The sequence below is a fragment of the Streptomyces sp. NPDC051243 genome (assembly GCF_044455405.1).
Classification (GTDB): Bacteria; Actinomycetota; Actinomycetes; order Streptomycetales; family Streptomycetaceae; genus Streptomyces.
The window spans coordinates 222600-249053 of the sequence record NZ_JBITES010000014.1 but is presented as its reverse complement, the minus strand read 5'-3'; the positions used below and the strand labels follow the sequence as shown (position 1 = coordinate 249053).

General features: G+C 72.1%; 21 protein-coding genes. 9 read left to right on the top strand and 12 right to left on the bottom strand.

Translation table 11 applies throughout. The features are described 5' to 3' along the window. Positions 1–39: 39 nt before the first annotated feature. The 4 genes from glgX (at position 40) to ACIBAG_RS33060 (ending at position 6792) form a co-directional block, all read left to right on the top strand. On the top strand, positions 40–2256 hold the full coding sequence (glgX, locus tag ACIBAG_RS33075) for a glycogen debranching protein GlgX (protein ID WP_399110178.1): 2217 nt from the start codon (positions 40–42) through the stop codon (positions 2254–2256). Between the two features lie 311 nt (positions 2257–2567). Continuing rightward, complete coding sequence (treY, locus tag ACIBAG_RS33070; protein WP_399110176.1) at positions 2568–4958, top strand: malto-oligosyltrehalose synthase; 2391 nt, start codon at positions 2568–2570, stop codon at positions 4956–4958. Positions 4959–5104: 146 nt separating this feature from the next. Next, positions 5105–5323, top strand: a complete 219-nt coding sequence (locus tag ACIBAG_RS33065; protein ID WP_399110174.1) for a hypothetical protein — start codon at positions 5105–5107, stop codon at positions 5321–5323. Positions 5324–5541: 218 nt separating this feature from the next. After that, positions 5542–6792: a M14 family zinc carboxypeptidase gene (locus tag ACIBAG_RS33060; protein ID WP_399110239.1), complete on the top strand. Its 1251-nt coding sequence runs from the start codon at positions 5542–5544 to the stop codon at positions 6790–6792. Positions 6793–7152: 360 nt separating this feature from the next. On the opposite strand, the gene ACIBAG_RS33055 is transcribed toward ACIBAG_RS33060, so the two are convergent. From ACIBAG_RS33055 to ACIBAG_RS33045, 3 genes are all read right to left on the bottom strand, one after another. Further along, positions 7153–7671 carry an SSI family serine proteinase inhibitor gene (locus ACIBAG_RS33055; protein WP_399110173.1) on the bottom strand — a complete coding sequence of 173 codons (519 nt, stop codon included), beginning with the start codon at positions 7669–7671 and terminating at the stop codon, positions 7153–7155. Then, positions 7668–9038: a M14 family zinc carboxypeptidase gene (locus ACIBAG_RS33050; protein WP_399110171.1), complete on the bottom strand. Its 1371-nt coding sequence runs from the start codon at positions 9036–9038 to the stop codon at positions 7668–7670. The genes ACIBAG_RS33055 and ACIBAG_RS33050 overlap by 4 nt, the downstream gene beginning before the upstream one ends. 148 nt (positions 9039–9186) lie before the next feature. Continuing rightward, positions 9187–9738 (bottom strand): FHA domain-containing protein, encoded by a 552-nt coding sequence (locus tag ACIBAG_RS33045; protein WP_399110170.1) that lies wholly within the window; start codon positions 9736–9738, stop codon positions 9187–9189. A gap of 185 nt (positions 9739–9923) precedes the next feature. Between ACIBAG_RS33045 and treZ the strand changes: the two genes are divergently transcribed. Then, positions 9924–11669: a malto-oligosyltrehalose trehalohydrolase gene (treZ, locus tag ACIBAG_RS33040; protein WP_399110168.1), complete on the top strand. Its 1746-nt coding sequence runs from the start codon at positions 9924–9926 to the stop codon at positions 11667–11669. A 59-nt stretch (positions 11670–11728) separates the two neighbouring features. On the opposite strand, the gene ACIBAG_RS33035 is transcribed toward treZ, so the two are convergent. The 5 genes from ACIBAG_RS33035 to ACIBAG_RS33015 form a co-directional block, all read right to left on the bottom strand. After that, on the bottom strand, positions 11729–12679 hold the full coding sequence (locus ACIBAG_RS33035; protein WP_399110167.1) for an aminoglycoside phosphotransferase family protein: 951 nt from the start codon (positions 12677–12679) through the stop codon (positions 11729–11731). A 72-nt stretch (positions 12680–12751) separates the two neighbouring features. Then, complete coding sequence (locus ACIBAG_RS33030; protein ID WP_399110165.1) at positions 12752–13879, bottom strand: aminopeptidase P family protein; 1128 nt, start codon at positions 13877–13879, stop codon at positions 12752–12754. A gap of 120 nt (positions 13880–13999) precedes the next feature. Beyond that, positions 14000–14620, bottom strand: coding sequence for a LysE family translocator (locus tag ACIBAG_RS33025; protein ID WP_399110163.1), 621 nt, complete (start codon positions 14618–14620; stop codon positions 14000–14002). 71 nt (positions 14621–14691) lie between these two features. Then, entirely contained in the window at positions 14692–15285 is a 594-nt protein-coding gene (locus ACIBAG_RS33020; protein WP_399110162.1) for a PDZ domain-containing protein, read from the bottom strand. A 157-nt stretch (positions 15286–15442) separates the two neighbouring features. Then, positions 15443–16309, bottom strand: coding sequence for a LysR family transcriptional regulator (locus ACIBAG_RS33015; RefSeq protein WP_399110237.1), 867 nt, complete (start codon positions 16307–16309; stop codon positions 15443–15445). Positions 16310–16403: 94 nt separating this feature from the next. On the opposite strand from ACIBAG_RS33015, the gene ACIBAG_RS33010 reads away from it, so the two are divergent. Next, a complete protein-coding gene (locus tag ACIBAG_RS33010) occupies positions 16404–17138 on the top strand; it encodes a gamma-glutamyl-gamma-aminobutyrate hydrolase family protein (protein WP_399110160.1) in 735 nt (244 codons plus the stop codon). A 37-nt stretch (positions 17139–17175) separates the two neighbouring features. On the opposite strand, the gene phsA is transcribed toward ACIBAG_RS33010, so the two are convergent. Further along, positions 17176–19020, bottom strand: coding sequence for an O-aminophenol oxidase PhsA (gene phsA, locus ACIBAG_RS33005; protein ID WP_399110236.1), 1845 nt, complete (start codon positions 19018–19020; stop codon positions 17176–17178). Positions 19021–19254: 234 nt separating this feature from the next. Here phsA and ACIBAG_RS33000 point away from each other — a divergent pair, with 234 nt between their 5' ends. Together ACIBAG_RS33000 and ACIBAG_RS32995 are read left to right on the top strand one after the other, a co-directional pair. Further along, a complete protein-coding gene (locus ACIBAG_RS33000) occupies positions 19255–20649 on the top strand; it encodes a hypothetical protein (RefSeq protein WP_399110158.1) in 1395 nt (464 codons plus the stop codon). An 8-nt stretch (positions 20650–20657) separates the two neighbouring features. Beyond that, entirely contained in the window at positions 20658–20834 is a 177-nt protein-coding gene (locus tag ACIBAG_RS32995; protein ID WP_399110156.1) for a hypothetical protein, read from the top strand. On the opposite strand, the gene cyc2 is transcribed toward ACIBAG_RS32995, so the two are convergent. Further along, positions 20827–22986 (bottom strand): germacradienol/geosmin synthase Cyc2, encoded by a 2160-nt coding sequence (gene cyc2, locus ACIBAG_RS32990; RefSeq protein WP_399110154.1) that lies wholly within the window; start codon positions 22984–22986, stop codon positions 20827–20829. The two genes, ACIBAG_RS32995 and cyc2, sit on opposite strands and share 8 nt — an antisense overlap. Before the next feature lie 178 nt (positions 22987–23164). On the opposite strand from cyc2, the gene ACIBAG_RS32985 reads away from it, so the two are divergent. Further along, entirely contained in the window at positions 23165–24469 is a 1305-nt protein-coding gene (locus ACIBAG_RS32985; RefSeq protein WP_399110153.1) for an endonuclease/exonuclease/phosphatase family protein, read from the top strand. A 76-nt stretch (positions 24470–24545) separates the two neighbouring features. Here the strand turns inward: ACIBAG_RS32985 and ACIBAG_RS32980 are convergent, their stop codons facing one another. Further along, complete coding sequence (locus ACIBAG_RS32980) at positions 24546–25304, bottom strand: ABC transporter ATP-binding protein (protein ID WP_399110151.1); 759 nt, start codon at positions 25302–25304, stop codon at positions 24546–24548. Positions 25305–25362: 58 nt separating this feature from the next. Then, positions 25363–26307, bottom strand: a complete 945-nt coding sequence (locus tag ACIBAG_RS32975; protein ID WP_399110149.1) for an ABC transporter permease — start codon at positions 26305–26307, stop codon at positions 25363–25365. Positions 26308–26454: the final 147 nt, after the last annotated feature.

Below are 26454 nucleotides of genomic sequence, written 5' to 3'. Positions count from 1 at the left end.
CGCCCCCGACGGCGGGCCCGAGCTGAAAGAGTCGTGTCCATGCAGGTCTGGCCTGGAGAGGCATATCCACTCGGTGCCACCTACGACGGCGCCGGCACCAACTTCGCGGTTTTCACGGAGGCCGCGGACCAAGTAGAGCTGTGTCTGCTGCATGACGACGGCTCGGAGACGGCGGTGGAACTGCGGGAGAGTGACGCTTTCGTACGGCACGCCTACGTGCCGGGCGTCATGCCGGGACAGCGGTACGGCTTCCGGGTGCACGGCCCCTACGCCCCCGAACGCGGCCTGCGCTGCAACTCGGCGAAGCTGCTGCTCGACCCGTACGCCAAGGCGGTCAGCGGTGCGATCCGCTGGGGCGAGGAGGTGTACGGCTACCACTTCGACAAACCAGACAAACGCAACGACCTGGACTCGGCGCCGCACATGATGTCGTCGGTCGTGGTCAACCCGTACTTCGACTGGGGCGACGACCGCCGGCCACGCACCGAGTACCACCACACGGTCATCTACGAGGCCCATGTGAAGGGCCTCACGATGCGGCACCCGGGGCTGCCCGAGGAGCTGCGCGGCACCTACGCCGCCCTCGCGCACCCGGCGGTCATCGAGCACCTCACCGAGCTGGGGGTGACGGCGCTGGAGCTGATGCCGGTCCACCAGTTCGTGAACGACCACCGCCTGGTGGACATGGGCCTGAACAACTACTGGGGCTACAACACCATCGGCTTCTTCGCCCCGCACAACGCGTACGCCTCGTGGGGCGACCGCGGTCAGCAGGTCCTGGAGTTCAAGTCGGCGGTGCGGGCGCTGCACGAGGCCGGTATCGAGGTCATCCTCGACGTGGTCTACAACCACACCGCCGAGGGCAACCACCTGGGCCCCACGCTGTCCTTCCGGGGCCTGGACAACCAGCGCTACTACCGCCTCACGGACGACCCGCGCTACTACATGGACACCACGGGCACCGGGAACTCCCTGCTCATGCGGTCCCCGCACGTCCTGCAGCTGATCATGGACTCCCTGCGCTACTGGGTCACCGAGATGCACGTCGACGGCTTCCGCTTCGACCTCGCGGCCACCCTGGCGAGGCAGTTCCACGAGGTGGACCGGCTGTCGTCGTTCTTCGACCTGGTCCAGCAGGATCCCGTGGTCTCCCAGGTGAAGCTGATCGCCGAGCCGTGGGACGTGGGCGAGGGCGGCTACCAGGTGGGCAACTTCCCACCGCTGTGGACCGAGTGGAACGGAAAGTACCGCGACACCGTACGCGACCTGTGGCGCGGCGAGCCGCGCACGCTGGCGGAGTTCGCGTCCCGGCTGACCGGCTCGTCCGACCTGTACCAGGACGACGGGCGGCGCCCGCTCGCCTCCATCAATTTCGTGACCTGCCACGACGGCTTCACGCTGCACGACCTGGTGTCCTACAACCACAAGCACAACCACGCCAACGGCGAGGACAACCGGGACGGCGAGAGCCACAACCGCTCCTGGAACTGCGGAGCGGAGGGCGAGACCGACGACCCGGCCGTCCTGGAACTGCGCGCCCGCCAGATGCGCAACTTCATCGCCACGCTCATGCTGTCCCAGGGTGTGCCGATGATCAGCCACGGCGACGAGTTCGCGCGCACGCAGCGCGGCAACAACAACGCGTACTGCCAGGACAGCGAGCTGGCGTGGGTCGCCTGGCCGCAGGCCGGGGCGGACGGTGCGGACGGGGCCGCCGGGGCGGACGGCTCCGGTGGGGACGGCTCGGGCGCGGACGACTCGGGGGACGGCTCGGGCGGTGGGACGGCGGCCCGTCTGTCGCGCGAACTGCTCGCCTTCACGCGCGCGATGGTGTGGCTCCGGCGGGACCATCCGGTCTTCCGCAGGCGGCGGTTCTTCCATGGTCGGCCCGTCGAGGGAACCCACGACGACCTGTCGGACATCGCGTGGTTCACTCCGCAGGGGGTCGAGATGACCCAGCGGGACTGGGACCGGGCGCAGGCGTCGGCGCTCACGGTGTTCCTCAACGGCAACGCGATCTCGGAGCCGGGCTCACGCGGGGAACGCATCACCGACGACTCCTTCCTGCTGATGTTCAACGCCTCCCCCAAGACCCTCGACTTCGTCGTGCCGGTCAACCACGGCCGCCAGTGGCAGGTGGTCGTCGACACCGCCCGCACCGACGGGGTGCCGCCCGGGACGGGAGCGAAGGTGCAGGCCGGGGACCGGTTGACGCTGGTGGACCGGAGCCTGACGGTGCTGCAGCGGCCGGTCTAGGGCGAGTCCGGCGCGCGTCTGCCCGGCCTCCCCACCGCCGGGCACACGCGCGTGGATGTGGCATTCGACGGCGCGCCCGGTGTACGACGCCGGGGCGCGCCGTCGGCGCGGGATGTCCTGGCCGATGGCGCAATTGACGGTGTGCCCAGGGTGCCCGGTGATCCCCGTGCGCCCATCACTCCCATGGCGGCGTGCAGCACGCGACAGTAGCTTCCAGCGTGCCTCGCCGCCTGGCCCCGCCAGGCCCGCGCGCGGGCCCACGTGGAGGGGACGATGACACGAAGCGCGGCGGGGCGGGTACGTAGCTTTCCATGACACCTGAGCGACCTGACCCGATGGTGCCGACCGCCACCTACCGGCTGCAGCTGCAGCCCGCGTTCCCGTTCGGGGCCGCTGCGGCCGCCGTGCCGTATCTGGCGTCCCTCGGCGTCTCGCATCTGCACCTGTCCCCCGTCCTGGAGGCGGTGCCGGGATCCGGGCACGGCTATGACGTCGTGGACCACGCGCGCGTGCGCGAGGAACTGGGTGGCGAGGAGGGGCTGCGCGCGCTGGCACGCACCGCGCGTGAGCACGGCCTGGGCCTGGTCGTGGACATCGTGCCCAATCACATGGCCATGGCCCCGCGCCACAACCGCGCCCTGTGGGAGGTGCTGCGCGAGGGCCCCAAGTCGCCGTACGCGCGGTGGTTCGACATCGACTGGGAGGCGCAGGGCGGCCAGGTGCTGCTGCCGGTGCTCGGGGGACCGCTGGGCGAGGAGCTCGGCCGCCTGGAGGTGGACGGCGACGTCCTGCGCTACTACGACCATGTGTTCCCGCTGCGCGAGGGCACCGAGGATCTGCCGCTGCCGCAGCTCCTGGACGCGCAGTGGTACCGGCCGGTGTGGTGGCGGCTGGCCCGTACGGACCTCAACTACCGGCGGTTCTTCAGCATCTCTGAGCTGATCGGGGTGCGGGTGGAGGAACCGGAGGTGTTCGAGGCCACGCACGCCAAGATCCTCCAGTTGCTCCACGAGGGCGTGATCGACGGGCTGCGCATCGACCATCCCGACGGCCTGGCCGACCCGGACGACTATCTCGAGCGCCTGCATGAGGCGACCGGCGGTCGCTGGACGGTCGTGGAGAAGATCCTGTCGGACGGGGAGCACCTGCCGGCCTCCTGGCCCGTCGCGGGCACCACCGGCTACGACGCCCTGAGGCACGTGGACGGCCTGTTCACCGACCCCGCGGGCTTCGGGGAACTCCTGGGCCAGTACCGGCGGTTCGCGGCCCCGCAGACCGACCGGGGCGGCGACTGGGACGCGACGGTGCGCCGGGCGGCCTACAAGGTGCTCACGCACGAGCTGGCCACGGAGATCGACCGGCTGACGCGGGTGGCGCACCGCGTGTGTGTGACCTCCCCGCAGCCCGCACTGCGCGACCGCGCGCCCTGGGCGCTGCGCACCGCGCTGCAGGAACTCCTCGTTCGGCTGGAGGTCTACCGGCCGTACGCCTCCGGTGACGCGGCCCGCGTGGTCACCGAGGAGGCCGCCGCGCAGGCCCGGCTCGCCTTCGTCGTGCCCGAGGAGGCCGGCGCGGTCGACGTCGTGCGCGACCTGGTGCTCGGGCGGGCCGGTGAGGGGCCGGAGCACGTGGAGTTCCGGACGCGGTTCGCGCAGACGGCCTCGGCGCTGCGTGCCAAGTCCGTGGAGGACACGGCGTTCTACCGCTATGTGCCGCTGCTTTCGGCGACCGAGGTGGGCGGGAACCCGGGGAGCCCGGCGGTGTCGCCCGACGAGTTCCACGCGTACTGCGCGCGCGTGCAGCGCGACTGGCCCTCGACCGGCACGGTGGTGTCGACACACGACACCAAGCGCAGTGCGGACGTACGGGCCGCGCTGGCCGTGCTCACCGAGTGCCCGGAGCGCTGGGCGGACGTACTGACGGAGGTGACGCGCGACGGTGAGGGCGTACCGGACGCGCAACTGGCGTGGGCCGCCTGGCAGACGGTGTTCGGGCTGGGCGAGGCGGCCGTGGACCGGGTCCAGCAGGCCCTGCTGAAGCATGTGCGCGAGGCCGGGCTGTTCACCAGCTGGACCGAGCAGGAGCCGCCGTACGAGGAGGCCGTGGCGGCGTTCGTCGCGGCGGGGCCATGCGGGGCACCGGGCGAGCGTGTGGCCGCCTTCCGGAGCGGACTGGAGCCGCACATCCGGGCGAACATGCTGGGCATGGCCCTGACCCACCTGACGATGCCGGGCGTCCCGGACGTCTACCAGGGCACCGAGGGCGAGTACCGGGCGCTGGTGGACCCGGACAACCGGCGGGCCGTGCGGTTCCCGCACGAGGATCCGGGCGACAAGGGCGCGGTCACCGCGGCCGCGCTGGGGTTGCGCAGGCGGCGCCCCGACGTGTTCGGCGACTCGGCCTCGTACGCGCCGCTGACCGCCGAGGGCCCGGCGGCCGCCCACTGTGCGGCCTTCGTGCGCTCCGGCGAGGTGGTCACCGCCGTGACCCGGCTGTCGCTACGGCTGTCCCGGGCGGGCGGCTGGCGCGACACGCTGCTTCCGCTGCCGGCGGGGCGATGGACCGATGTGCTGGCCCCGGAGCGGGGGTTCACCGGGCACGCGCGCGTGGAGGAGCTGTTCGAGCGGCTGCCGGTGGCGTTGCTGGAGCGGGTCGGTGCGGAGGAGCGGACGGAGGAGACGGCGGAGACGGAGCGGCCGTAGTGGCCGCATGGCCCGCGGCCGCCGCAGTCGCCGCGTTCGCCGCAGCCGCCGCAGTCGCGCCAGTGGGCCACTCGCCCCCCGGCCCGCTCAGCCAGTCAAGGCAGTCAAGGCAGTCACCGCAGTCACCGCAGTCACCGCAGTTTCGCGTGGTCGCCGTAGTCGAGCAGCACTGCCTGGTCGGCCGGCCGAGGAAACGTTCTTCCGGCGCGTACGACGTCACCGCGCGCCGGGGCATCCTGCCGGCGACCGGCTCGTACCCGCGCGTGCTCCCGGTGCTCGGGTCCGACGGCCGGCGCGTGATGACGGGCGGCGACGGGGGACGGCCGTCGGATTCCGGCGACCTTCTGGTGGCCGTCGGGCGGTGATCGGCGGGGCGTACGCCTCGTAGCGTCACTCCTGAGGCGTGGAGGCCGTCGGCGTGGAGGGGCCGGACGGGCCTCTCACTCCCGCTGACGCCGACCGCCCCTACCTGCCGGCGGCAAATGCAACTGGGCGCCCCCGGGAGCCTCCCCCGTGAACTCCTTGACACATCAACGAGACCGTGGGGTACTGCGGATTGCGAAGCAGGGCGGACGTGACGGGGGTGAGTCTCCTGCCGGAGCTGCGCTACCCCACCCTTGCCGAACTCGTGCTGTCCGCCCGGGCCCTGGCCGCTCACCGACCCGGCCTGTGCTCCCTGAGACAGGTGGGGACCTCACGCGGCGGCAGACCCCTCCACCTGCTGTCCATAGGCCACGCCCGCCGCGCCGTCCTGGTGGTCGCGGGCGCACACGCCAACGAGCCGACAGGGAGCTCCACGCTCCTCGCGGTCGCCGAACGAGTCCTGTACGAGCGGGACTTACGGGCCGACACCTCCTGGCACTTCCTGCTCTGCGCGGACCCCGACGGGGCGAGCCTGCACGTCACCCCCGCGCCCCGCAGCGTGTTCGAGTACCACCTCGGCTTCTTCAGGCCCGCGGCCGCCGAGCAGCCGGAGTGGGCGCCGGCGGCGCTGCCGCCCGACCGGCTGCCCCCGGAGACCCGCGCGCTGACCCGGGTCATCGACGAACTGCGTCCCTACCTCCAAGTGACGCTGCACGGCACAGATCTGGGCGGCAGCTGGGTGCAGTTGACCAAGGACGTCCCCGGGCTCGCCGAGACGTTCGCGAAGTCCGCGGCGCAACTGCACATCCCGGTGGAGACCGGTGCCTCCGACGCGGCGGGCTGGCCGGCGGCCGGGCCCGGAGTGCATGTGATGCCGGCGCCGGGCGCGGGCGCGGCGTATCCGAGCATGCCGGACGACGCGCGCAACAGCACCTGGTACCACGTGCACCGGTACGGCGGACTGACCGCGGTCGTCGAGGTACCCATGTGGGCGAGCGACCTGGTGGACGACCCGGCACCGCATCCGGACCCGGCCGGGGCGATGCGGCGACTGGGATCCCGGCTGCTGCGGGACTCGATGGAGGTGGAGCGGGTGCTGGCCGAGGCGCTCCCCCGCCTGCACGGTGTCGACGGGCCTCTGTTGCGCGCCTCGAAGTGGGCGCTGGAGCTGGTGCCGGGGCTGGCCGCCGACTGGATGCACACACCGCCCGCCGACGACACCAGGGCGTACGTCGGGAGCGTGGACGCCTTCGGGCGTCGGCTTCCGCTGCGGGCGGCGGCCATGCTGCTGCGCGTCCTGCAGGAGGCCGACGACCGCGCGGCGCCGCGCCTCGAACACCTCGTGGCGACCTGGAGCGACGCCTTCGCCGAACGCTTCCGGGCCCGCTGGGTGCCCTTGGAGCACCAGGTCGAGCACCAGTCCCGCACGGTCTTCGCGGCGGCGCTGCACGCCCGCGACCGGGCGATGTGAGACGGACCGGGCGGCGTAAGGCACGGACCTGCTGGTGACATGAGACGGACCTCATGACCCGCCAGGACGCCCACCGGCCGCCGGGACACCCACGGCCCGCCAGGACGCCCACGGCCCGCCAGGACGCTCAAGGGCCACCGCCACCGATACGCCCACGGCCGCCAGGACGGCGCCACGCGCGCGTACGACGCCACCACGCGCGCGTGCGGCTCGCCACCGGCCTACGGGCGACCCGAGCGACCGTGTCGACTCGCGGAGCCGTTTCAGCCATGCCCCGTGTCGGCCCAGTAAGCCCCGTCAGCCCTGCCAGCCCTGCCAGCCGTGTCAGCCCTGCCAGCCCTGCCAGCCGTGTCAGCCCAGTCAACCATCCAGTGTGAACAGCGAACCCGTCCGCGCCGTCAGCGCGCAGGAGTTGGAGAAGGTCTCCCGGTACTCGACGGGCCGTCCGGCCCATGTCCCGCGCGCGTGGGCGGTGACCGGCGCGTAGATCATCGGGCAGAAGGTGTTCTTGGGCTGGAGTCGCTGGAGCCGGCTGACGTCGCCGTCCACCTTCTCGAGCTCCGCGCAGGCCTCGACCGCGCGTCCATGGCCCTGGGGCGGGTCGCAGGAGAGGAGGATGCCGCGGCTGTGCCCGCCCTCGCCGCGTGTGCCGGATTGGCCGCCGTCGCCACGGGTGTGGCTGCGACCGCCGTCACCGGGGGTGATCGTGAGGAAGAGCCAGCGGGTGGGGCCCGGCTCCAGGAGGGGGTCGTGCGCCGCCGCGGGAACCGGGGTCGCGCCGAGGACGAGCAGGGTGGTGGCGGCCGACAGGCCGACGCGTACGGCCTTTGCCGCGCGGGAGTCTCCGGTGAGGCGGCGCTTTGTGAGGGATTGCGTCATTCCCGATGCATCGGCACGGCGGCCCCGGCATTCCAGCCCGACTCACCCGAACGGGAGCACGCGGGCGCGTACCGGCCGGCGAGTTCGAACGTGGCGAGCACGACCCGCGACTGGTACTCCACCTGGCGCGCGACCGGTATCCAGCGCGCCCCGCAGCCGTCGCGGTAGTCGTCGCACCACTCGTCCAGGAGGCGGTCCAGTTCCGGCAACACTCCGGCCGGGTCGCGTCCGGCGACCGTCACGAGCTGGTGCAGCAGACCGGCCGTCCGCAGGGCGAGGCGCCGCCCGGCGATGCGCAGGGCGGCCAGATGGGCGGTGCTGAGCGGCGGAAGGGGGTGGGCGCCGCCGGCGTCGGGAAGGTCGGGGTCCCAGGTGTCGGCGAGTCCCGGGCAGACCAGTAAATAGTCGTCCACGGGGGCGAGCAGCCGAGCCGTCTCCGGTCCGGCGGGAAGGTGCGGGCGCAGGCGCTCCAGCAGGCGCTCCAGGGCGCGGGCGTCGTGGCGCAGGGTGTGGCTCACCATGCGCAGGACCGTTTCCTCTTCGGCGGGCGGAGTACCGTCCTCCACCGCGGCCACACCCCACATGGGAGCCTCGACGACCGCCGTGACCGTGCCGTACCGGTGCGGATGGAACCACGTCGACTCGACGGCCGCCTCGGTGATCGCGGCGGCCAGATCGCCCCTGCGGGGCCTGGGGATCCGGTAGACGGCGGGTCCGAGTTCCGGCCAGTACAGGGTGTCGTAGGGGCCGAGCTCGCGCGGTATGCCGAGGCGGGCGGCCGAGTGCGCGACGCGCTGGGCGAGGCCTGGCAGGTCGTGGGTCACCTCGACGAAGCCGCCGCCGACGTCGACGCCGTGCAGGGAGCACTGCAGGAAGGGCCGCAGTTCGTCCTGGAGGTCGAGCAGGGCGCGGGTCTCCGGCAGTGTGGCGGCGTCCGCGCCGTCGGGCAGCCATTCGGGCTGTTCCAGGAAGCCGGGCCGGAAGAAGTGCCGGAAGTAGCCGCCGAGGGTGTACGGGCCGTGCAGCCAGCCCTCGTTGCGGCGCAGGCCGTCCGGGTCCAGGCACAGCAGCAGGTTCCAGGTGGCGTCGGCGCCCTCGTGCAGGCGAGGGTCGGCGAGTACCCGTTCGGCCAGCCGCAGGACGGTCGCGCCGCCCACCGGCTCGTTGGCGTGCGGACCGGCCACGACGAGGGCCTGGCGGGTGCCGTGGCCGACGGACAGCAGCCACAGCGGGTTGCCCGCGCGGGACGTCCCCGCGCGGCGCAGTCGGGCGTCGCGGGGACGGCGGGCGACGAGTGCGGCAGCCCGTGCGGCCAGCTCGTCGACGCTCGGGTAGCGGAGGAGTGGCGGCAGGGCACACCTCCACAATGTGGTGCCGTCGATTCACCTGGTGTGCATGGTGTACGCACAGTCAGTCACGAGTTGACGAGTACGTCAACACCGCAGAGCGCAAAGCGACTTGAGTCAGGTGTTCGGTGAACCTGGGGCCAGGGCGGGGTTCGCCTCGGTAGGCGGCTCAGTAGGCGGCCAGCCGGAACGACATCCGGCCGAAGCCGACCTGGTCTCCCTCACGGACCACTACGGCGCCGATGACGCGTCGGCCGTTGACCGTGGTGCCGTTGGTGGAGCCGAGGTCGCGCAGCACCCATATGCCGCCCTGACGGCTCAGTTCGGCGTGTACCCGGGAGACGGTCTCGTGGGTCAGCCGCAGCCCGTTGGCGGGGTCGCGGCCGATGCGCAGCGGATGGCCGGACGCGGGGTGGGGCAGCAGCAGCTTGGGCAGCCGCTCGGCCTGCCATGCCCTGCGCAGCCGTACGGTGAAGCCGGAGATCGCCTCGACGGTGCCGAACACCAGCCGGGACACCCGGCTCTCGACGGGGAGGTCGGCGGTGAGCACGGCGAGCTCGTCCGCGCGGCGGGCGGCGAGGGCGAGTTCCATGCGCCGCACGAACGTGTCGTGCGACAGCCGGCCCATGGCGACGCCGTCACGGAGCACCTTCAGCGCCTTGTCGCGCTCCGCGTCGGAGAGCCGCGCGGGGTACGTGTTGAACTCGAAGGACGACGTCACGGTGCTGATTGTCGGTCAGTGAACCCCCGGTGTCCAGAAAACGCGGAACGGCGCTCACGAGCACATGTCCAACGGGGCCGGTTACGACACCCCGCCGTAAAAGGGAAGATTCAAAAGCGGATTGATCTCGTTTGAAGCACCATGGACGGGCTACATCACGGTGAGCAGACGAAGGGGAACCGTCCGTGCAGTTCGAGGTGTGGGCACCGCAGGCCGACCGAGTGACGCTCCATTGCGAGGGTGTCACGCGCGCGTTGAAGCGCGATCCCGATCGCGTCGGATGGTGGTGGGGGGAGGCCGAGGCGCGGGACGGGACACGGTACGGCTTCGCGCTCGACGACGGCCCCGTGCTGCCCGATCCGCGCTCCCGCCGGCAGCCGGACGGCCCGGACGGGCTGAGCGCGGTCGTCGACCACGAGCGGTACGCGTGGCGCGGCGAATGGGCCGGGCGCCCGCTGCCGGGTGCGGTGCTGTACGAGCTGCACGTGGGCACGTACACGCGCGAGGGCACGCTGGACGCGGCCGCCGAGCGGCTCGGGCATCTCGCCGAACTGGGGGTCACCCACGTCCAGTTGATGCCCTTGAATCCCTTCCCCGGGCGGCACGGCTGGGGCTACGAGGGCGTCTCACTGTGGGCCGTGCACGAGCCGTACGGCGGCCCCGAGGCACTGAAACGCTTCGTCGACCGGGCGCACGAACTGGGCCTCGGTGTGGTCCTCGACGTCGTGCACAACCACTTCGGACCGTCCGGGAACCATCTGCCCGCCTTCGGGCCCTACCTCACGGACACGCATCACACGCCCTGGGGTGCCGCCGTCAACCTGGACGCGCCCGGCTCGGACGAGGTGCGCGCGTATCTCGTGGAGAGCTCGCTGGCCTGGCTGCGGGACTACCGGATCGACGGACTGCGCCTGGACGCGGTGCACGCGCTGGTGGACACGCGCGCGTGCCACTTCCTGGAGGAGCTGTCGACGGCCGTCGACAGCCTTTCCGCCGACCTCGGCCGGCCGCTGTATCTGATCGCCGAGTCCGACCTCAACGACCCTCGGCTCATCACCGCGCGCGACGAGGGCGGCCTCGGGCTGCACGCCCAGTGGAACGACGACTTCCACCACACCCTGCACACCGCGCTGACCGGCGAGTCCCAGGGCTACTACGCCGACTTCGCCCGCGCCCCCATGGCCGGCCTCGCCAAGACGCTCACCGGCGGCTACTTCCACGACGGCACGTACTCCAGCTTCCGGGGCCGGCACCACGGGCGCCCCCTGGACCGCACGCGCGTGGCGGCGCACCGCCTCCTGGGCTACAGCCAGACCCACGACCAGGTCGGCAACCGAGCCCAGGGCGACCGCCTGGCCGCCTCCCTCTCCCCCGGCCTGCTGGCCTGCGCGGCCACGCTGACACTGACCGCGCCGTTCACGCCGATGCTGTTCATGGGCGAGGAGTGGGCGGCGGGCACGCCCTGGCAGTTCTTCACCGACCACACCGATCCGGAGCTCGCCGACGCCGTACGGCGGGGCAGACGGCGGGAGTTCGCCGCGCACGGCTGGGCGGAGGAGGACGTGCCCGACCCGCAGGACCCGGCGACCCGGGACCGTTCCTGCCTGGACTGGTCCGAGCTCGGCAGCGAGCCCCACGCGCGCGTGCTGGCCTGGTACCGCCGTCTGATCGCCCTGCGCCACGAGCAGCCCGACCTGACGGATCCCGACCTCGCCGACATCAAGGTGGCCTACGACGAGCAGGAGCGCTGGCTCGCCTTCCGCCGAGGCGACGTACGCGTGGCGGTGAACCTCGCCAAGGAGCCGGCGGCGATCCCACTGGGGCCGCGCGAGGCCGCCGTACTGGCCGCGTGGGAGCCCGTGGAGCCGCCCGGTGCGGACGGGGTGCTGCATGTGCCCGGGGAGTCGGGCGTGGTGCTGCTGCAGGGGTGACGGGGCTGTCGGATGCCGAGGGGGGACGGGGACTGCCGGGCGTAGGGATGCGGGGGCTGTCAGAGCCCCTCGTCCCCGTCCTCCTCGTCCTCCCTCAGCTCCGTCACCCGCTCCAGCAGAATCGCCTCCCACGCGTGGCGGAGCCGAACCCTCAGCAGAGGCAGCGGCGTCTCGCCCTTGCCGTCGAGGCGTTCCGCGAGGTGGACGACCGCGTCGCAGCGGGCGAGCCAGAGGCCGCGCAGGCAGGGGCGGGCGCTGTAGCCTGCGAGGGTGGCGGCGCGGACGGCGGCCGGGGAGCCGACGGCGAGGGCGAGGCCGGCGATGTCCTCGGCGGGGTCGCCGACGACGGTGTCGGCCCAGCCGAGAACGCCGCGCACCCGGCCGTCGGCGCTGACGACGAGGTGGTCGCCGGTGAGGGCGTGGTGGACGAGGACCGCGGCGCCGGGCTGGGCCGCGAGTTGCACGGCGGCGGGCTGGGTGAGCTGGCGCAGGCGGGCGGCGTCGAACTCGTCGGCGGCGGCGAGGCGCCCGGCGGCGCGTTCGGCGGACCGGCGCAGCGCCTCCAGGGAACGCGGGGCGGCACGCGGCACGCCGAGCGTCTCGGCCTGCCGCACCGGGACCTCGCGCAGGCCCGTGAGCAGGCCGGCCAGGTCCGCCTCGCCGACCGCCGACACATCGTGCCGGTCGCCCGACCCGCCGGGCACCTTGGTGTCGAGGGTGTAGCTCAGCCCGGGCGCCCACTCGCCGTACGCGACGCTCGTCGGGACCGCGACCGGGACGTGCGGGCGGACCAGGTCGCGCAGCCGCAGTTCGCGGCGCTGGCGCACGGCGGCCTCACGGTCGGGGGCCAGGCGCAGCACATGACGCGTGCCGACCCACCAGGTGGCGGGTTCGGCGCCCGCTCCGGCGGGCCGGACGTCGGGGCCGGCCGAGTCGGCCACGTCGTCCTTGAGCAGGGAACGGACCAGTCGGCGGACGGTGTCCGCGGTGGGTGTCGGTGCCTGGGTCATGGTCGCGCCGTTGTCACTCGGGGGTCTTCGGGGGGGGTACGGGGGCTCCTTGCTCCGCGATCGGTCGCCGGGTCAGTCCACTATGACCATCTCGCGGGTGGTGTCGTTGAGGCGCCGGCCGCCGTCCTCGGTGACCGTCACGATGTCCTCGATGCGCACTCCGAAGCGGCCCGGCAGGTAGACGCCGGGCTCCACGGAGAAGCACATGCCGGGCACCAGGGGCTGCTCCTCGCCCTCGATCATGTACGGCGGCTCGTGTGTGGTGACGCCGATGCCGTGCCCGGTGCGGTGGATGAAGTGCTCGCCGTACCCGGCGTCCTCGATGACCGAGCGGGCGGCCCGGTCGACGTCCTGGCAGGCGGCGCCCGGCCGGACGGCTTCGAAGCCCGCCTCCTGGGCGGCGCGCACCAGGTCGTGGACCCGGCGCTCCTCGTCGGTGGGTTCGCCGACGTGGACGGTGCGGGAGGTGTCGGAGCCGTAGCCGTCCTTCAGGCCGCCGAAGTCCAGGACGACCATGTCGCCGCGTTCGATCACCCGGTCGCCGGCCTCGTGGTGCGGGTTGGCGCCGTTGGGGCCGGAGGCGACGATGGTGAAGTCGACCTGGGTGTGGCCGAAGCGCCGCAGCAGGTGGGCGATGTCGGCGGCGACCTCGGACTCCCGGCGGCCGCCGAAGGGAACCTTCCGGATCTCCTCGAACGTTGCGTCTGCGGCCGCACCCGCGGCCGCCAGCAGCTCCAGCTCGGCGGCGTCCTTGACGGCCCGCAGCATCGGCAGGACGTCGGTCAGGGAGGCGTACGAGGTGCCGGGCAGTGCCTTCTGGAGCGCCAGCAGGTGCATCGCCCAGGCGTTGTCGCTGATGCCGAACCGGCCGCTCGGGTCCAGCAGGGCGGCGGTGGCGGCGTAGGGGTCCTGGCCGTCGGTCCAGTCGCGCAGGGTCAGGCCGGGCGCGGCGGCCGCCTTCGCGGCGTCGGGGGCCTCCAGGGCGGGGACGACGAGGACGGGGTCACGGCCGGGAGCGAGGACCAGCAGGGTGAGCCGCTCGGTCTCGGCGGGGGGCGTGTAGCCGGTGAGCCAGGCCAGGTCGGGGCCGGGTGCCACCAGGAGCCCGGCCAGCCCGGCCTCCGCGGCGGTCCGCGCGGCACGCGCCATACGGGTGTTGTAGTCGTCGGCGGTGAAGGGCGCGGGTGCGGTGCTGGTCATCCGGGCCTCCCTGGGCGCGTGAAAGGACTACGGGCAGCATCCTGCCCGTACGGAGGGGGCGGCGCGAGCCGGTCGGCGGGGCTTTCGGACGACTCGTCGGGAGGCGGACCGGGCATGGGGTCAGCCGTCCAGTGCCATACGGGCGCCGAGGAGCAGCAGCACGCCGCCGGAGACCTGTTCCAGGCGTCGGCGCACGCCCGCACGGGACAGTACCGACTTCATCCGGCCGACGAACCACACGTACAGGCCGTAGTAACCGACCTCGTAGACAGCCCACAGCGCGGCGAGGCCGATCATGGTCGGCAGGTGGGGGGCGCCTTCGGGCACGAACTGCGGCAGGAAGGACATGGCGAAGACGGCCGCCTTGGGGTTGAGGAGGTTGAGCAGCAGCCCGCCGCGGTAGGAGGCCCAGCCGCTCTTCGGGGCGCCCTGCCAGGCGACCTCTTCCGCTCCCTTGGCCCGGCGTGCCGCGCGCAGCGCCTGGACGCCGAAGCCGACGAGCACCACCGCGCCAACGATCCGCATCACGTCGTACGCCGTCTCGGAGGCCGTCAGCAGCGCGGTCAGGCCGAACGCGGCGACGACGCCCCAGATGAAGACGCCGGTCTCGTTGCCCAGCACGGTCAGGAATCCGGAGCGCCTGCTGTGCAGGGACTGCTTGATGATCAGCACGGTGCTGGGCCCGGGCGCGGCGGCGACGAGGGTGCAGGCCCCCAGGAAGGCGATGAGGGTGGTCGGCATGGGGTCATCGTGGCCCTGTCGGCGGGGCGTGGCGAGTGGTTTTCGCGTACTCGTCCATGTGTGCGGGGCGGTCAGGTGACGACGCCCGGGACCACCGTCAGCTGCTGGTAGCCGCCGCTGCGGTGGCGCACCGTCAGGACCGCCTGGTGGCCAGGGTCGGCCCCGGCGACGGCTCGCGCCAGGTCGGCGGCCGAGTCGACGCGGGTCTTGTCGAACGCGAGGACGACATCGCCCCGGACCAGGCCGGCCGTGTATCCGGGGCCGGGCACGTGGACGCCGACGATCAGGGCGCCCGGCTTCTCGGCGTCGACGGCCTCCACGCCGAGGGTCGCGACGGCGGCGGGGGGCGGCGAGGGCGACGGGGACGGTGCGGCCGAGGAACCGGGTCGTGGGGAGCTGGCCGGGCTTCCGGGGGCGCCCGGCCCCGCCTGGTGCCGCAGCTCGGCGAGTCGGCTCATGGCGATCACCGTGGCCCCCATCGTGCCGAGCCCGACGCCGGTCAGGACCAGGACCAGTCCGGTCAGCAGGGCGAGCAGCAGGGTCGTGAGCCGTCGGCCGCGTCGAGGGGGCGCGGCGTGCGGGCGGCGTGCGCCGGGGCCTGAGTCGGCGCCGTCGCCGGGCCCCTGACCAGGCATGGGCTTGGGTCGCAACGCAGTCTGTTCCATCGGATCGCCTCCGCCTGGTGACTACCCTGCGCACCGGCGCACAACGAGCCACGATCGAGTGAGACTGACCAGTGGTCAAGAACGGGAATCCATAGGCGCCACCCCGGAAGCGAGACGGCGGAGAGGACGGCAGGGAGGGGGTGAGGAGCGGGCCGTTTCACGTCCGTTCGGTCAGCGCCTCCGCGACGGCCGCCGCGGCTCCCCCGAGAGGCCCCGCGTGCACCAGTTCCGTCCTGTGCACGACACGTGGTTCCGTGACGGGTACGGCGACTGTCCCGGGCACGCCGGTGGCCGCCGGGCGGGGCAGCAGGGTCAGACCGTGACCGGCCGCGGCCAGGGCGGTGAGGGCGCGGACATCGGTGCCCTCGAAGCGCAGGGCGGGTCGGAAGCCGTGGCCACCGTTCGCGGCGCGGAGGTGGGCGAGCGGCAGGCCCGCGTCGGGGGCGTCCAGCCAGCGGGCGTCGGCCAGGTCGCCGAGGCGGACCCGGGTGCGCCGGGCGAGCGGGTGGGTGTCGGGCAGGAGCACACAGACCGGTTCCTCTGCCACGCCGTACGTGGTCAGCGGTGCCACGTCCGGCAGCCGCAGTGGGTCGCTGGGGGCGGCCAGGCCGTCCACGAGGCCGAGGTCCGCCGTGCCGGTGGCGACGGCCGCGGGGATCTCGTCGCGGGGCAGCGCGCGCAGGGTCACGCCGGACGCCGGGAGCGCGGCGAGGACGCGTGGTCCCAACGCGGTCGACGAGGCCGCGAGCGTCAGCCCGTGAGCGGGTGCGGCCGCCATTCGTACGACATCCGCTCGGGCCGCCTCCAGGCGCAGCAGCAGAGGACCCGCGTGCTCCAGGAGCCGTTCGCCGGCCGCCGTGGGCGCGACGGGGCGGCGGGTGAGCAGCGGGGCGCCGAGGTCCTGTTCGAGCGCGGCGATGTGCTGGGACACCGCCGACTGGGTGTAGCCCAGTTCGCGCGCGGCCTCGGAGAACGAGGCGAGGCGGGCGACGGTGACATAGGTGCGCAGCAGATGCGGGTCCATGGGCGACAGCATTCCGTAGCGCATCAGTTCCGCTTATCGAGGGTGCAGAAATCATCGTTGGACGTGAACTCCGAGCCGTGCCCAGGATGAGTCCATGACGAACACCGCCACCCGGACGGCCAGGCTCGCCCTGGTCGGGGACCGCTCCCCCAACGTCGCCTCGCACACACGCGTGCCCCTCCTGCTGGACGCCCTCGCCGAACGCGACCGGCTCGTGCTCGACGCCTACTGGATCCCGTCGCAGGACGCGGCGGACGACGGCGCGGTGCGCGGCTTCGACGCCGTGTGGGTGCTGCCGGGCAGCCCGTACCGCAGCGAGGCGGGCGTGCTGGCCGCGATCCGCACCGCGCGCGAGGAGGGCATCCCGTTCCTCGGCACGTGCGGCGGCTTCCAGCACGCGCTCCTCGAGTACGCCCGCGACGTGTGCGGACTGACCCGCGTCGCCCATGCCGAGAACGACCCCGACGCCGACGACTTCCTCATCGAACCCCTGGCCTGCTCGCTGGTCGGCCACGAGGCGGCGGTGCGGATCGAGCCCGGTTCGCTCGCCCAGTCGGTGATCGGCTCGGAGAAGACCGTCGAACGGTACTTCTGCGCGTACGGCCCCTCCCGCCACCTCGACGCCCTGAGCGCGCACGGGCTGCGCTTCTCCGGGCACGACGAGGACGGTCACGTCCGGATCGCCGAACTGCCCGGTCACCCCTTCTTCCTGGCCACGCTGTTCCAGCCGGAGCTGTCCGGGGACGGCTCGCGCCCGCACCCGGTCGTCCGGGCGCTGGCGCGAGCCGCGGTCGAGCACGCGGGGCGGAAGGCCACCACGCGCGCGTGACGCGCCGCCTGTACGGGACGCGCCACGCGCGCGTCGGTCAGCCCGTGTGGCCCTCCCCGTGACCGCCGTGACCGCCGCCGTGGTCGAACTTCAGCGCCTCCGCGGGCATGACGACGAAGGGCCGCATCATCCCCATGTCCTCGTGCTCGAGGAGGTGGCAGTGGTACATGAACCGGCCGTAGGCGCCGTCGAACTTCCCCATCACGCGCAGCATCTGGTTGCCGGGCACCTGGAAGACGTCCTTGTATCCGAGTTCGTTGGGCGCCAGGGGGATCGAGGTGCCGGCGTCGAACCGGATCGGGCTGCGGGTGCCGCCCACCGCCGGGTCGAAGCCCGAGACGTCGTAGGCGTCCCTGCCCAGCAGTTGGAAGTCGGCCAGGTGGATGTGCATGGGGTGGACGATCGGCGCGAGGTTGAGGAAGCTCCACTGCTCGTGGCTGCCCTCGGCGATCGTGAAGCCGAGACCGTCGTTGAACGTCCGGGCGGTGCGCCGGTACGTCCTCGTCCTGCCGTCCGGACCGGTGACCTGGATGACACCGTCGGTGGGGACCTGGATGTCGCCCGGGTGCTCGACCTCCGCCATCTCCCAGATCTCCGGGTGCCCGCCGGCGCCCTTCGTGGCGGGCGGGGTGAGCACGATCAGCCGGTGTCCGTGCTCGATGTCGTGCGTGAGCCGGCGGAAGGAACCGGAGAGCACTTCCGGCAGTTCGAAGGTGTCCGCCTCGCAGCCCTCCCGGACGCGGAACTCCATGACCGCCGGATAGCGCACGTCACCTGCCGGGTCGGGGACGCCGGGCGGCTGGTTGCGGCCCTTGTTGACCAGCCGGAGGCTTCGGCCCTCGAGACCGCGGAAGTCGACGAGCAGGTCGAAACGCTCGGCCGGCGCCGCGCTCAGGGTGGGCAGCGCGCCGTCGAAGTCGATCGGCACCGGGCGCGGCAGCAGTCCGCCGTCGCTGCCGATCTGGTGCACGATGCCCGGGACCGGGTTGTCGTCCTCGTCGACCAGGACGAGGTTGTAGACGCGCGCGTTGGACGCGTTGACCAGCCGGAAGCGGTACCAGGCGGCGTCCACCTCGCAGTAGGGCCAGATGCGGCCGTTGACCGTGGTGTACGGGCCGCTGAACGGGATGGAGACCGGCTTGCCCGTCTCCGGGTTCTTCTCCTGGACGATCACCGTCTTGTGCAGCAGCCGGCCGTTGAGACGGCCGTCCTCGTCGGTGTCGAGGTTGCGGTCGGCCAGCAGCAGCGGGATCTCCCGGTCCCCGCAGGGCAGATGGAGAGCGTCCTCCTCGTCGTCACGGACGAGGTAGGTGCCGTACAGACCTGTCATCACGTTCCACCGCGTGATGTTCATGGCGTGGTCGTGGTACCACCACTGCACCGCCTGGTGGTCGTTCGGATACTCGGACAGCTGGGCGTCGCCGAAGCCGACCGCGTTGTCCGCCCAGCCGTCGTTGCCGCCGCCCGTCTGGGCGCCGTGCAGATGGGTCACCGACCAGGCGGGCAGGGCGGCGACGTCCTTGTTGGGCTCGACCCCGTCACGGCCGGGCTCGGTGGTGGACTGTGGGCGCCCGTCCGTGCGCAGCGGCACCTCCACCGAGGTGACCGGGTACTCGCTGTCCCTGGGAATGCGGTTGGTCCACGCGATGCGCACGCGCTGTCCGCGCCGCACCTCGATGGTGGGGCCCGGCACCTGGCCGTCGTAGCCCCACATCAGGGTCGGCGGCAGCTGCGGGTGCAGGCGGACCCACGTCGGGCGTAAGGCGATCTCGGTCTCGTGGAGGACGTCGTCGGAGGCGGGCCGCAGGACGGGCGGGACGGGCAGCGGGGCCGCGTACGGCGTCAGCTCGCGGGTGCCGAGCGACCCCTTCTCCTTTTCGATCCCGTTTTCGGTTTCCTTTTCGGACTCCGAGTCGCTGTCCGTGAACCTCTCGATGATGTCGGTCAAGGTCGAACACCCCCGTGTCTTCTCGTTGTCTGTATTCCCCTCACCCCAGAAGACTCGCAGCGCACCGCCGGAGTTCCCGGAATATCCCGTTCCGCACGAAAAGTTTCGGAAAGGTACCCGGAGGCTTGACGGAGTCCGTTGTCAGCGGCGGCTGTTACGTTCTGTTACATGACCGATCACGCGCTCGATCTGCTGCGGCAGAACCCTCGCTTGGCCCAACTGGCCGCGTTCCCCTTCAACTTCGATCTGGACCGCGCCGCTGACGGCCATGTCGAGGAGGTGCGCCTGGCTTCGGGCGGCCCGTTGGAGACCGTGGCGGGTGACGACACGGGCGGTACGTATTTCGTGTGCGCGGACGGCTCGATGCTGTACGCCGACTCGGAGGGCAGTGCCGGGATCATCGGTTCCAGTGTCGACGAGGCGCTCGAGATCATGATCGGGCTGCCGGGCTGGCACGACTACACGCGTCTGTCGCCGGACGACGGCGAGGAGCGGATCCTCGCGCGCGTCGCGGAGACCGAGGAGGAGATCCGCGAGTACTACGGCATCGACGAGGAGCGGGCCGAGCTCCGCGCGGCGCTGGGCTTCCCGGAGCGCAACCCGGTCGAGCTCGTGAGCATGCTGCATACCGCACTGCGGCGCACCGAGCCGGACTTCGTGCTGCTCAACGACGACGAAGGCTGCCCGTACGAGCTGCTGGGCCCGCCCGGCCCTCCGCTCTGGGAGCCGGTCCTCGCGGCGGGGCGCGCGGACCTCGCCCTGCTGCGGGCGGGCGAGCGCGCCGCCTGGGAGGGGGTGGCCGAGGATCCCGTACGACGCCGACTCGCCCTGCGCGCCGCGCAGTTCGACCGTGCCGAGGGCGATCTGGAGCTGCTGCGGCATCTGCTGCGGCACGAGGCCAAGTCCTCGATGACGGACGAACTGCGGCTCGCCGCCGTGCTGGTGGGGTTGCGCGGAGACACCGGGGACCTGCCGCTGCTGCACGAGGTGCGGGAGACGACCTACGACACCTGGTGCGGGCTCGGCGGCATGCCCGGACCCGGGGCGAGTTCGGACGCGTTGCGGGAGTGGGCGAAGGGGCTCGACGCGTCGCTGTTCGGTACGGATCCCGCGGACGAACCGGTGGGCACATGGACCGACCTGGCCCGCGACCAGGGGATGACCGAGCTCGCCCGGGTCGCGCTGATCCGCAGTCTCGACGAGATCGTCATGGATCAAAGCCGACTCCGTCGGCCCGACGCGCCGCAGAAGTTGACCACTGCCCCACTGCGTGCGCTGGCGCACGACTTCGAGGGGCTCGGCGACCGCATACAGGCACTGCGCGCCCAGCGCCTGTACGCCGCGTTGCGGGAGGGGGCGCGGGACCGGGTGGTGGCCCGCCTCGACCAGGCCCGCCTGGAGCGTGCGGTCGGCCAACTACCGGAGGCGGTACGGACCTTGACGTCGCTGCGCGAAACCCTCGCGACCTCCGAGGACGACTCCCTGCGTAACTGGCGGTGCGGGAGCCTAGGTCGTGTCCGCAAAGTCCCGTCGGGCAGGCGGGACTTTGCGGACACGGCCTAGGTCGCTTCATGGCCGAAGAGCACTACAGGCTGACCCGCGCCCTGGCCGACGCGGGTCAACCGGAGGAGGCCCGCACACTCCTCGCGGCCTCCGACGCGATACTCGGCGAGCTCCCCGAGAACGCCGCGAAGACCGTACGGGAACTCGCCGAGGGGACAGTGGCGCGGGTGCGGGAGGTCAGGTGAGGACGGGCACCGCGGGCGGGCGGTCCGGCAGGAAGCCGTGGGCGCGGCGGGCCAGGTACTCGGCCTTGTAGCGGTCGACCGTCCGGTGCCAGTGCAGGATGCCCGCCAGCCAGTTCTGGAGGTCGACGACGTAGTTGTCCATGATCTCCCGAGCCTCGCCCGATAGCCCGAAGTCCTCGTAGACGATGGGGAGTTCGTGCGCGACCACGTGCTCGAACTGCTGCATGCGCTGGGTCATCAGGTCGTGGACGACCTCCAGTGCGGTGGGGTAGTCGATGCCGAAGAAGTTCTGTACGACGAGGATCGCGTTGTGGATCTCGCCCTCGTACTCGATCTCCTTCTGGTACGAGAAGACGTCGTTGATGAGGCAGGCGTAGTCGATGGCTGCGTTCTCCAGCGAACGGACGGGCCCGCTGCGGTACACCTCCGGCGGGACGGCGGGGCCGTGGCCCATCCGGCACAGGCTGAGGGTGAGGTCGGAGCCGAAGGTGGCGCGGCGCATCTCCAGGTAGTCGACCGGGTCGGGGATGCGGTTCTGGAGCTGGTTGGACAGTTCCCACACCCAGCTCTCGGTCATGACGTTCACCGAGTCCTTCAGGGTGCGCCGCTCGCCGGGTGTCATGTCCGCCGTCGTGCGCGCCCAGAGGTCGATCAGGCCGCGTTCCATGCCGTTGACGGGGACGGGCACCGGCTCTCCGTCGAGGGGCATGCAGTCCGACAGACGTTTGGTTGTCAGCCGGGCGGCGGCCAGGTCGCGGCGCTGGCCGAAGACGAGGGGGTAGTAGTCGTCACCGTAGGTGCCCCAGGCGAGCCACTGGGCGCTGAGGTCGAGGGCCTGCGGTGTGGCGTCCGGATCGAGGCCCGCGGAGCACAGCGGGAGGTCGTAGGCGGCAAGCTTGTCCTCGTCCCAGACGCCCTCCTGGAGCATGCCCATCCGGTGCATCCATTCCGTCAGCCGGGGGCGCGCGGCGTTCAGGTGCGGGCTCAGCTCCACCTGGAAGGGCATGGAGAAGTCGGGCAGCCGTGACGGGCCGACCTTCTGGAACGGCACGTGTGTGTAGGCACGCAGGCGTTCGGCGCCGGCCGCCGCGAGCAGCGCGCCGACGTCGGCCGCGGATGTGCCGGGACCGGTCAGACCCCGCCAGGCCGCGGTGGGCCGGGCTCGCTCGTTCATGTACCGGCTGGAGCGCATGTGCCACTCGTGGCCGCCGGACTGCCAGTCCTGCAGCCCCTGGGTGTACGCGGCGACCGCGACGACCTCCTGCGGTGTGAGGCCGTTCTCCAGCGCCACGGCGGGGACTTCGGTGAGTGCGGTGTGCTCGAACTGGTGGAGCCGGGAGGTGAGGACGTCGTTGACGGTGTCGGCGGCCTCCTGGGTGGTGCAGCCGAAGAACCTCTCCAGCACCAGGACGCCGTTGCTGAGTTCGCCCTCGTCCTCGACCTCGCGCTGGTAGGAGAACAGGTCGTTGCGCAGGTGCACGGCGTCGGAGAACGTCTCCATCAGGACCCTGAGCGGCCGCGACTCGGCGACGGACGCGGGAACTTCGGCGGTCGCGTACTCCACCAGGCCCGACGACCAGGGGGCGCCGCCCACCTTGCGGCGCATCTCGATGTACTCGACGGGGTTGGCGACGCGGCCCTCGTTGATGTTGGACAGCTCCCACAGGGACTCGTTGAGGAGGTGCTCGGTGGCGAGCGCGAACCGGCGGCGCCAGTCGACGGACATCGCGGGCACCGTACGCGTCCACAGGTCGGCGAGCCCCGCCTCGACCGGGTTCTGCGGCTCGGGCATCGGGGTCGACAGATCCATCGGCATGAACAGCGGGAGCCGGTCCAGGTAGGCCTTGCCGCCGACGCGGTCCTGGGTGCGCTTGAAGGTCTCCAGGAAGTGGTCGTCGAAGAAGAAGACCCAGACGTACCAGTCGGTGATGAGGGAGAGGGCGTCGGCGTCGCACTCGGGGTGGGTGTAGGCGCAGAGCAGGCCGTAGTCGTGCGCGTCCAGGTCGGCCTGATCCCAGATCCCGGACCCCTCCAGCATGCCCATCTCACGTGCCCACTCGGTCGAATGGGCGCGGGCCTCGTCGACGTGGGGGTTCAGCCGCGCGGGATACGGCATGTAGAAGTGCGGGAGTTCGAAGGGCTGCTGCGTCATGGCCCGGCCCTACCCCTGGGCCCCAACCGGCATCCGCCGCGCGGGACATGATCACACCATCGCGTGAATCACGGGTGAATCCGGGAGTTCTCGCCGGGCCTTGTGGCGTTCATCTCTACGCGCGCAGACTTTTCGAGCTTCATGTGTCCCCCTGTGTCCGTCCCTCACCGGAGTCGCGATGAACCACACCGGATCTCCCTCCCACAACACCGGATCCCACTCCCTCCCCACCGGATCCCACTCTCGCTCCACCGGATCCCTCTCCCGCCGTACCGCGCTGGTCTCACTCGCCGGGGCGGCGCTGGCCACGACCGCGGCGTTCCCGGCCTCGGCGACCGAGCGGCACGGCCGCCGGTCCGTCCGGTTCGCCACCTTCAACGCCTCCCTGAACCGCTTCACCCAGGGCGGGCTGATCACCGACCTGTCCACGCCGGACAACGCCCAGGCGCGCAACGCCGCCGAGACCATCCAGCGGGTCGACCCGGACGTCCTGCTGATCAACGAGTTCGACTACGACGAGCAGGGCAGGGCGGTCCGTCTGTTCCTGCACAACTACCTGTCCGTCGGCCACAACGGCGCGAAGCCGGTCCGCTACCCGTACCACTTCACCGCCCCGGTGAACACGGGCGTCGCCACCGGCCTGGACCTCGACGGGAAGAACGGCGCGGTCACGACACCCGGTTCGGACGCGTACGGGCAGGACGCCTACGGCTATGGCTGGTTCCCGGGTCAGTACGGCATGGTCGTGCTGTCGAAGTACCCGATCGACCGGCACGCGGTGCGCACCTTCCAGCGCTTCCTGTGGAAGGACATGCCCGGCCACATCATGCCCCCGGGCTACTACAGCGACGAGGCCACCACGATCCTGCGGCTGTCGTCGAAGAGCCACTGGGACGTGCCGGTGCGCATCGGCCACTCCACCGTGCACTTCCTGGTCTCGCACCCGACGCCGCCCACCTTCGACGGCACCGAGGACCGCAACGGACGGCGCAATCACGACGAGATCCGGCTCTGGGCCGACTACATCGGCGGGCGCCGGCGCAGCTCCTACCTGTACGACGACAAGGGCGTGTGCGGCGGGCTTCGGCCCGGGGCGCGGTTCGTGATCGCCGGCGACAACAACGCCGATCCCCACGACGGCGACAGCTACGACCACGCCATACGTCAGCTGCTCGACCACCCCGCGGTGAACCTCCCGGCCACGCCGCCGTCCAGCGCGGGCGGTGCGGAGGCCGCGAGGCTCCAGGGCGGCGCCAACGCCTCGCACACCGGCAACCCGGCCTACGACACCGCCGACTTCGGCGACACCGCTCCCGGGAACCTGCGCGTCGACTACGTCCTGCCGTCCAGGGGCTTGATACCGGGCGCGAACGGTGTCTTCTGGCCGACGTCCGACGACCCGCTGTACCGGTTGGTGGGGGACGGGAAGACGGTGCCGACGTCCGATCACCGGCTGGTGTGGCAGGACGTGCGGTTGGGCTGAGCGACGGGCCGGCGGCGCGAGGGGCTCCGCCCTCTGGACGCCTCGGCGCTGAGTGTTCCCGACCGGCGTTGAAAGGTCACCGGTGCTGTCTGTTGCGCACCGCCCGCCCCACCTGCGACCTCAACGCGACGAACTCCGCCAGGCCCCGGGTGGTGATCTGGTCCCGGGTGCCGGGGAGTTCGACCGGGAGGTCCAGGACGACCTTGGAGCCGGGCCCCGGGGAGAGGACGACGACGCGGTCGCCCAGGTAGACGCTCTCGTCGATGTCGTGGGTGACGAAGACGATCGTCGCGCCGTCCGTGCGGTGGACCTCGAGGAGGAGGTCCTCCAGATCCTCGCGGGTCTGCGCGTCGAGGGAGCCGAAGGGCTCGTCCATCAGGAGGAGGGAGGGGCGGCAGACCAGGGCCCGGGCGATGGCCACGCGTTGCTGCATACCGCCCGAGAGCTGCCAGGGGTGGCGGCGGGCGGTGTCGGTGAGGCCGACGCGGGCCAGGATGCGGTCGGCCTCGGCTCGGCGTTCCGCTCTCGGCAGGCCCCTGCGGCGGAGCGGCAGCGCCACGTTCTCGCGGACCGTGAGCCAGGGGTAGAGGGAGCGGGCGTAGTCCTGGAAGACCACGGCGAGGTTGTCGGGGACGCCCCGTACGGGTGTGCCGTCCAGCGTGATCGTGCCGTCGTACGCCGGCAGCAGACCCGCGACGGTGCGCAGCAGCGTGGACTTGCCGCAGCCGGACGGGCCCACGACACACAGGAGTTGGCCGTCCGGCACGGTGAGGGTGATGTCGTGCAGTACCTGGTGGTCGCCGTAGTGCTGGCCGACGGTGTCTAGGCGGAGCATGGCTGTCCCTGGGCGGAGGGGGTGGGGGGCATGGCGGAAGAGATGGGGGGCGTACGGGTCATACGGTCGTGGTCCTCCCTCGGCCGACGAGTCGTTTCTCGACGGCCAGGAGGCCGGTGTTGAGGAGGTAGCCGAGGGCGCCGAGGAGGACCAGCGCCGCCCAGACGGTGAGCAGGTCGGAGCGGGACTGGGCGTCGGTGAGCGTGAAGCCGATGCCGTTCGCGGTGCCGGGCAGCAGCTCCGAGAACACCATGAGGATGAGGGAGAGCGAGAGGCTGAGGCGGAGGCCGGCGAAGATGCGGGGCAGTGCGGACGGCAGGATGAGGAAGCGGAGCCGTTCGGCCGCGGTGAGACGGAGGACGGCGGCGACCTCGAGGCGTAGCGGGTCGGTGTCGCGGGCGCCTTCCGCGGTGTTGATCAGTACCGGCCAGACGGCACTGAAGACGATCGACGCGATCTGCATCGGCGTACCGAAGTCGAAGATCACGACGAAGACGGGGACCAGGGCGGGCGGCGGCACGGCGCGGGCGAACTGCAGGACGGGGTTGCAGAGGGCGTACGCGCGCCGCGAGCGGCCGACCGCGACGCCGAGTGCGATCCCGGCGACGGCGGCGAGAGCGAACCCGGCGGCCATCCGGCCGAGGCTGGGCAGGACGTCGGCGACGGCGTCCTCGGTGAGGAAGACATGCCGGACCGGGCCCGAGAACCACAGCTCGCGGGCATGCCGCGCGATCTCGGCGGGCGGCGGGAAGTAGACACTCCCATGCGCTCGGGCGACCAACTGCCAGACGGCCACGGCAAGCGCGAGGACTGTCCAGCGGAGGAGGGCATGGCGCACGGAGGCGGCGGCGAGGGAGCGGCGCAGAACCCACGAGACGAAGGAGCGGCGCGGAACCGACGAAGCGAAGGGGCGGCGCGAGGCTGCCGACTGCCGGTCGGGAGAACCGGGGGGCCCGGCGAGCTCGCGGGGCTCGGGGGGCTCGGGCGCCTCAGCGGGTTCCACGGATCCGGCGGATCCGGCGGATCCAGCGGATCCAGCGGATCCAGCGGATCCAGCGGATCCAGCGGATCCAGCGGATGCGGCGGATGCGGCGTTGCGGTGCCGCTTCATTCAGGGCTCCTCACGGCGCGACGCGGGAAGCCGAGGGTG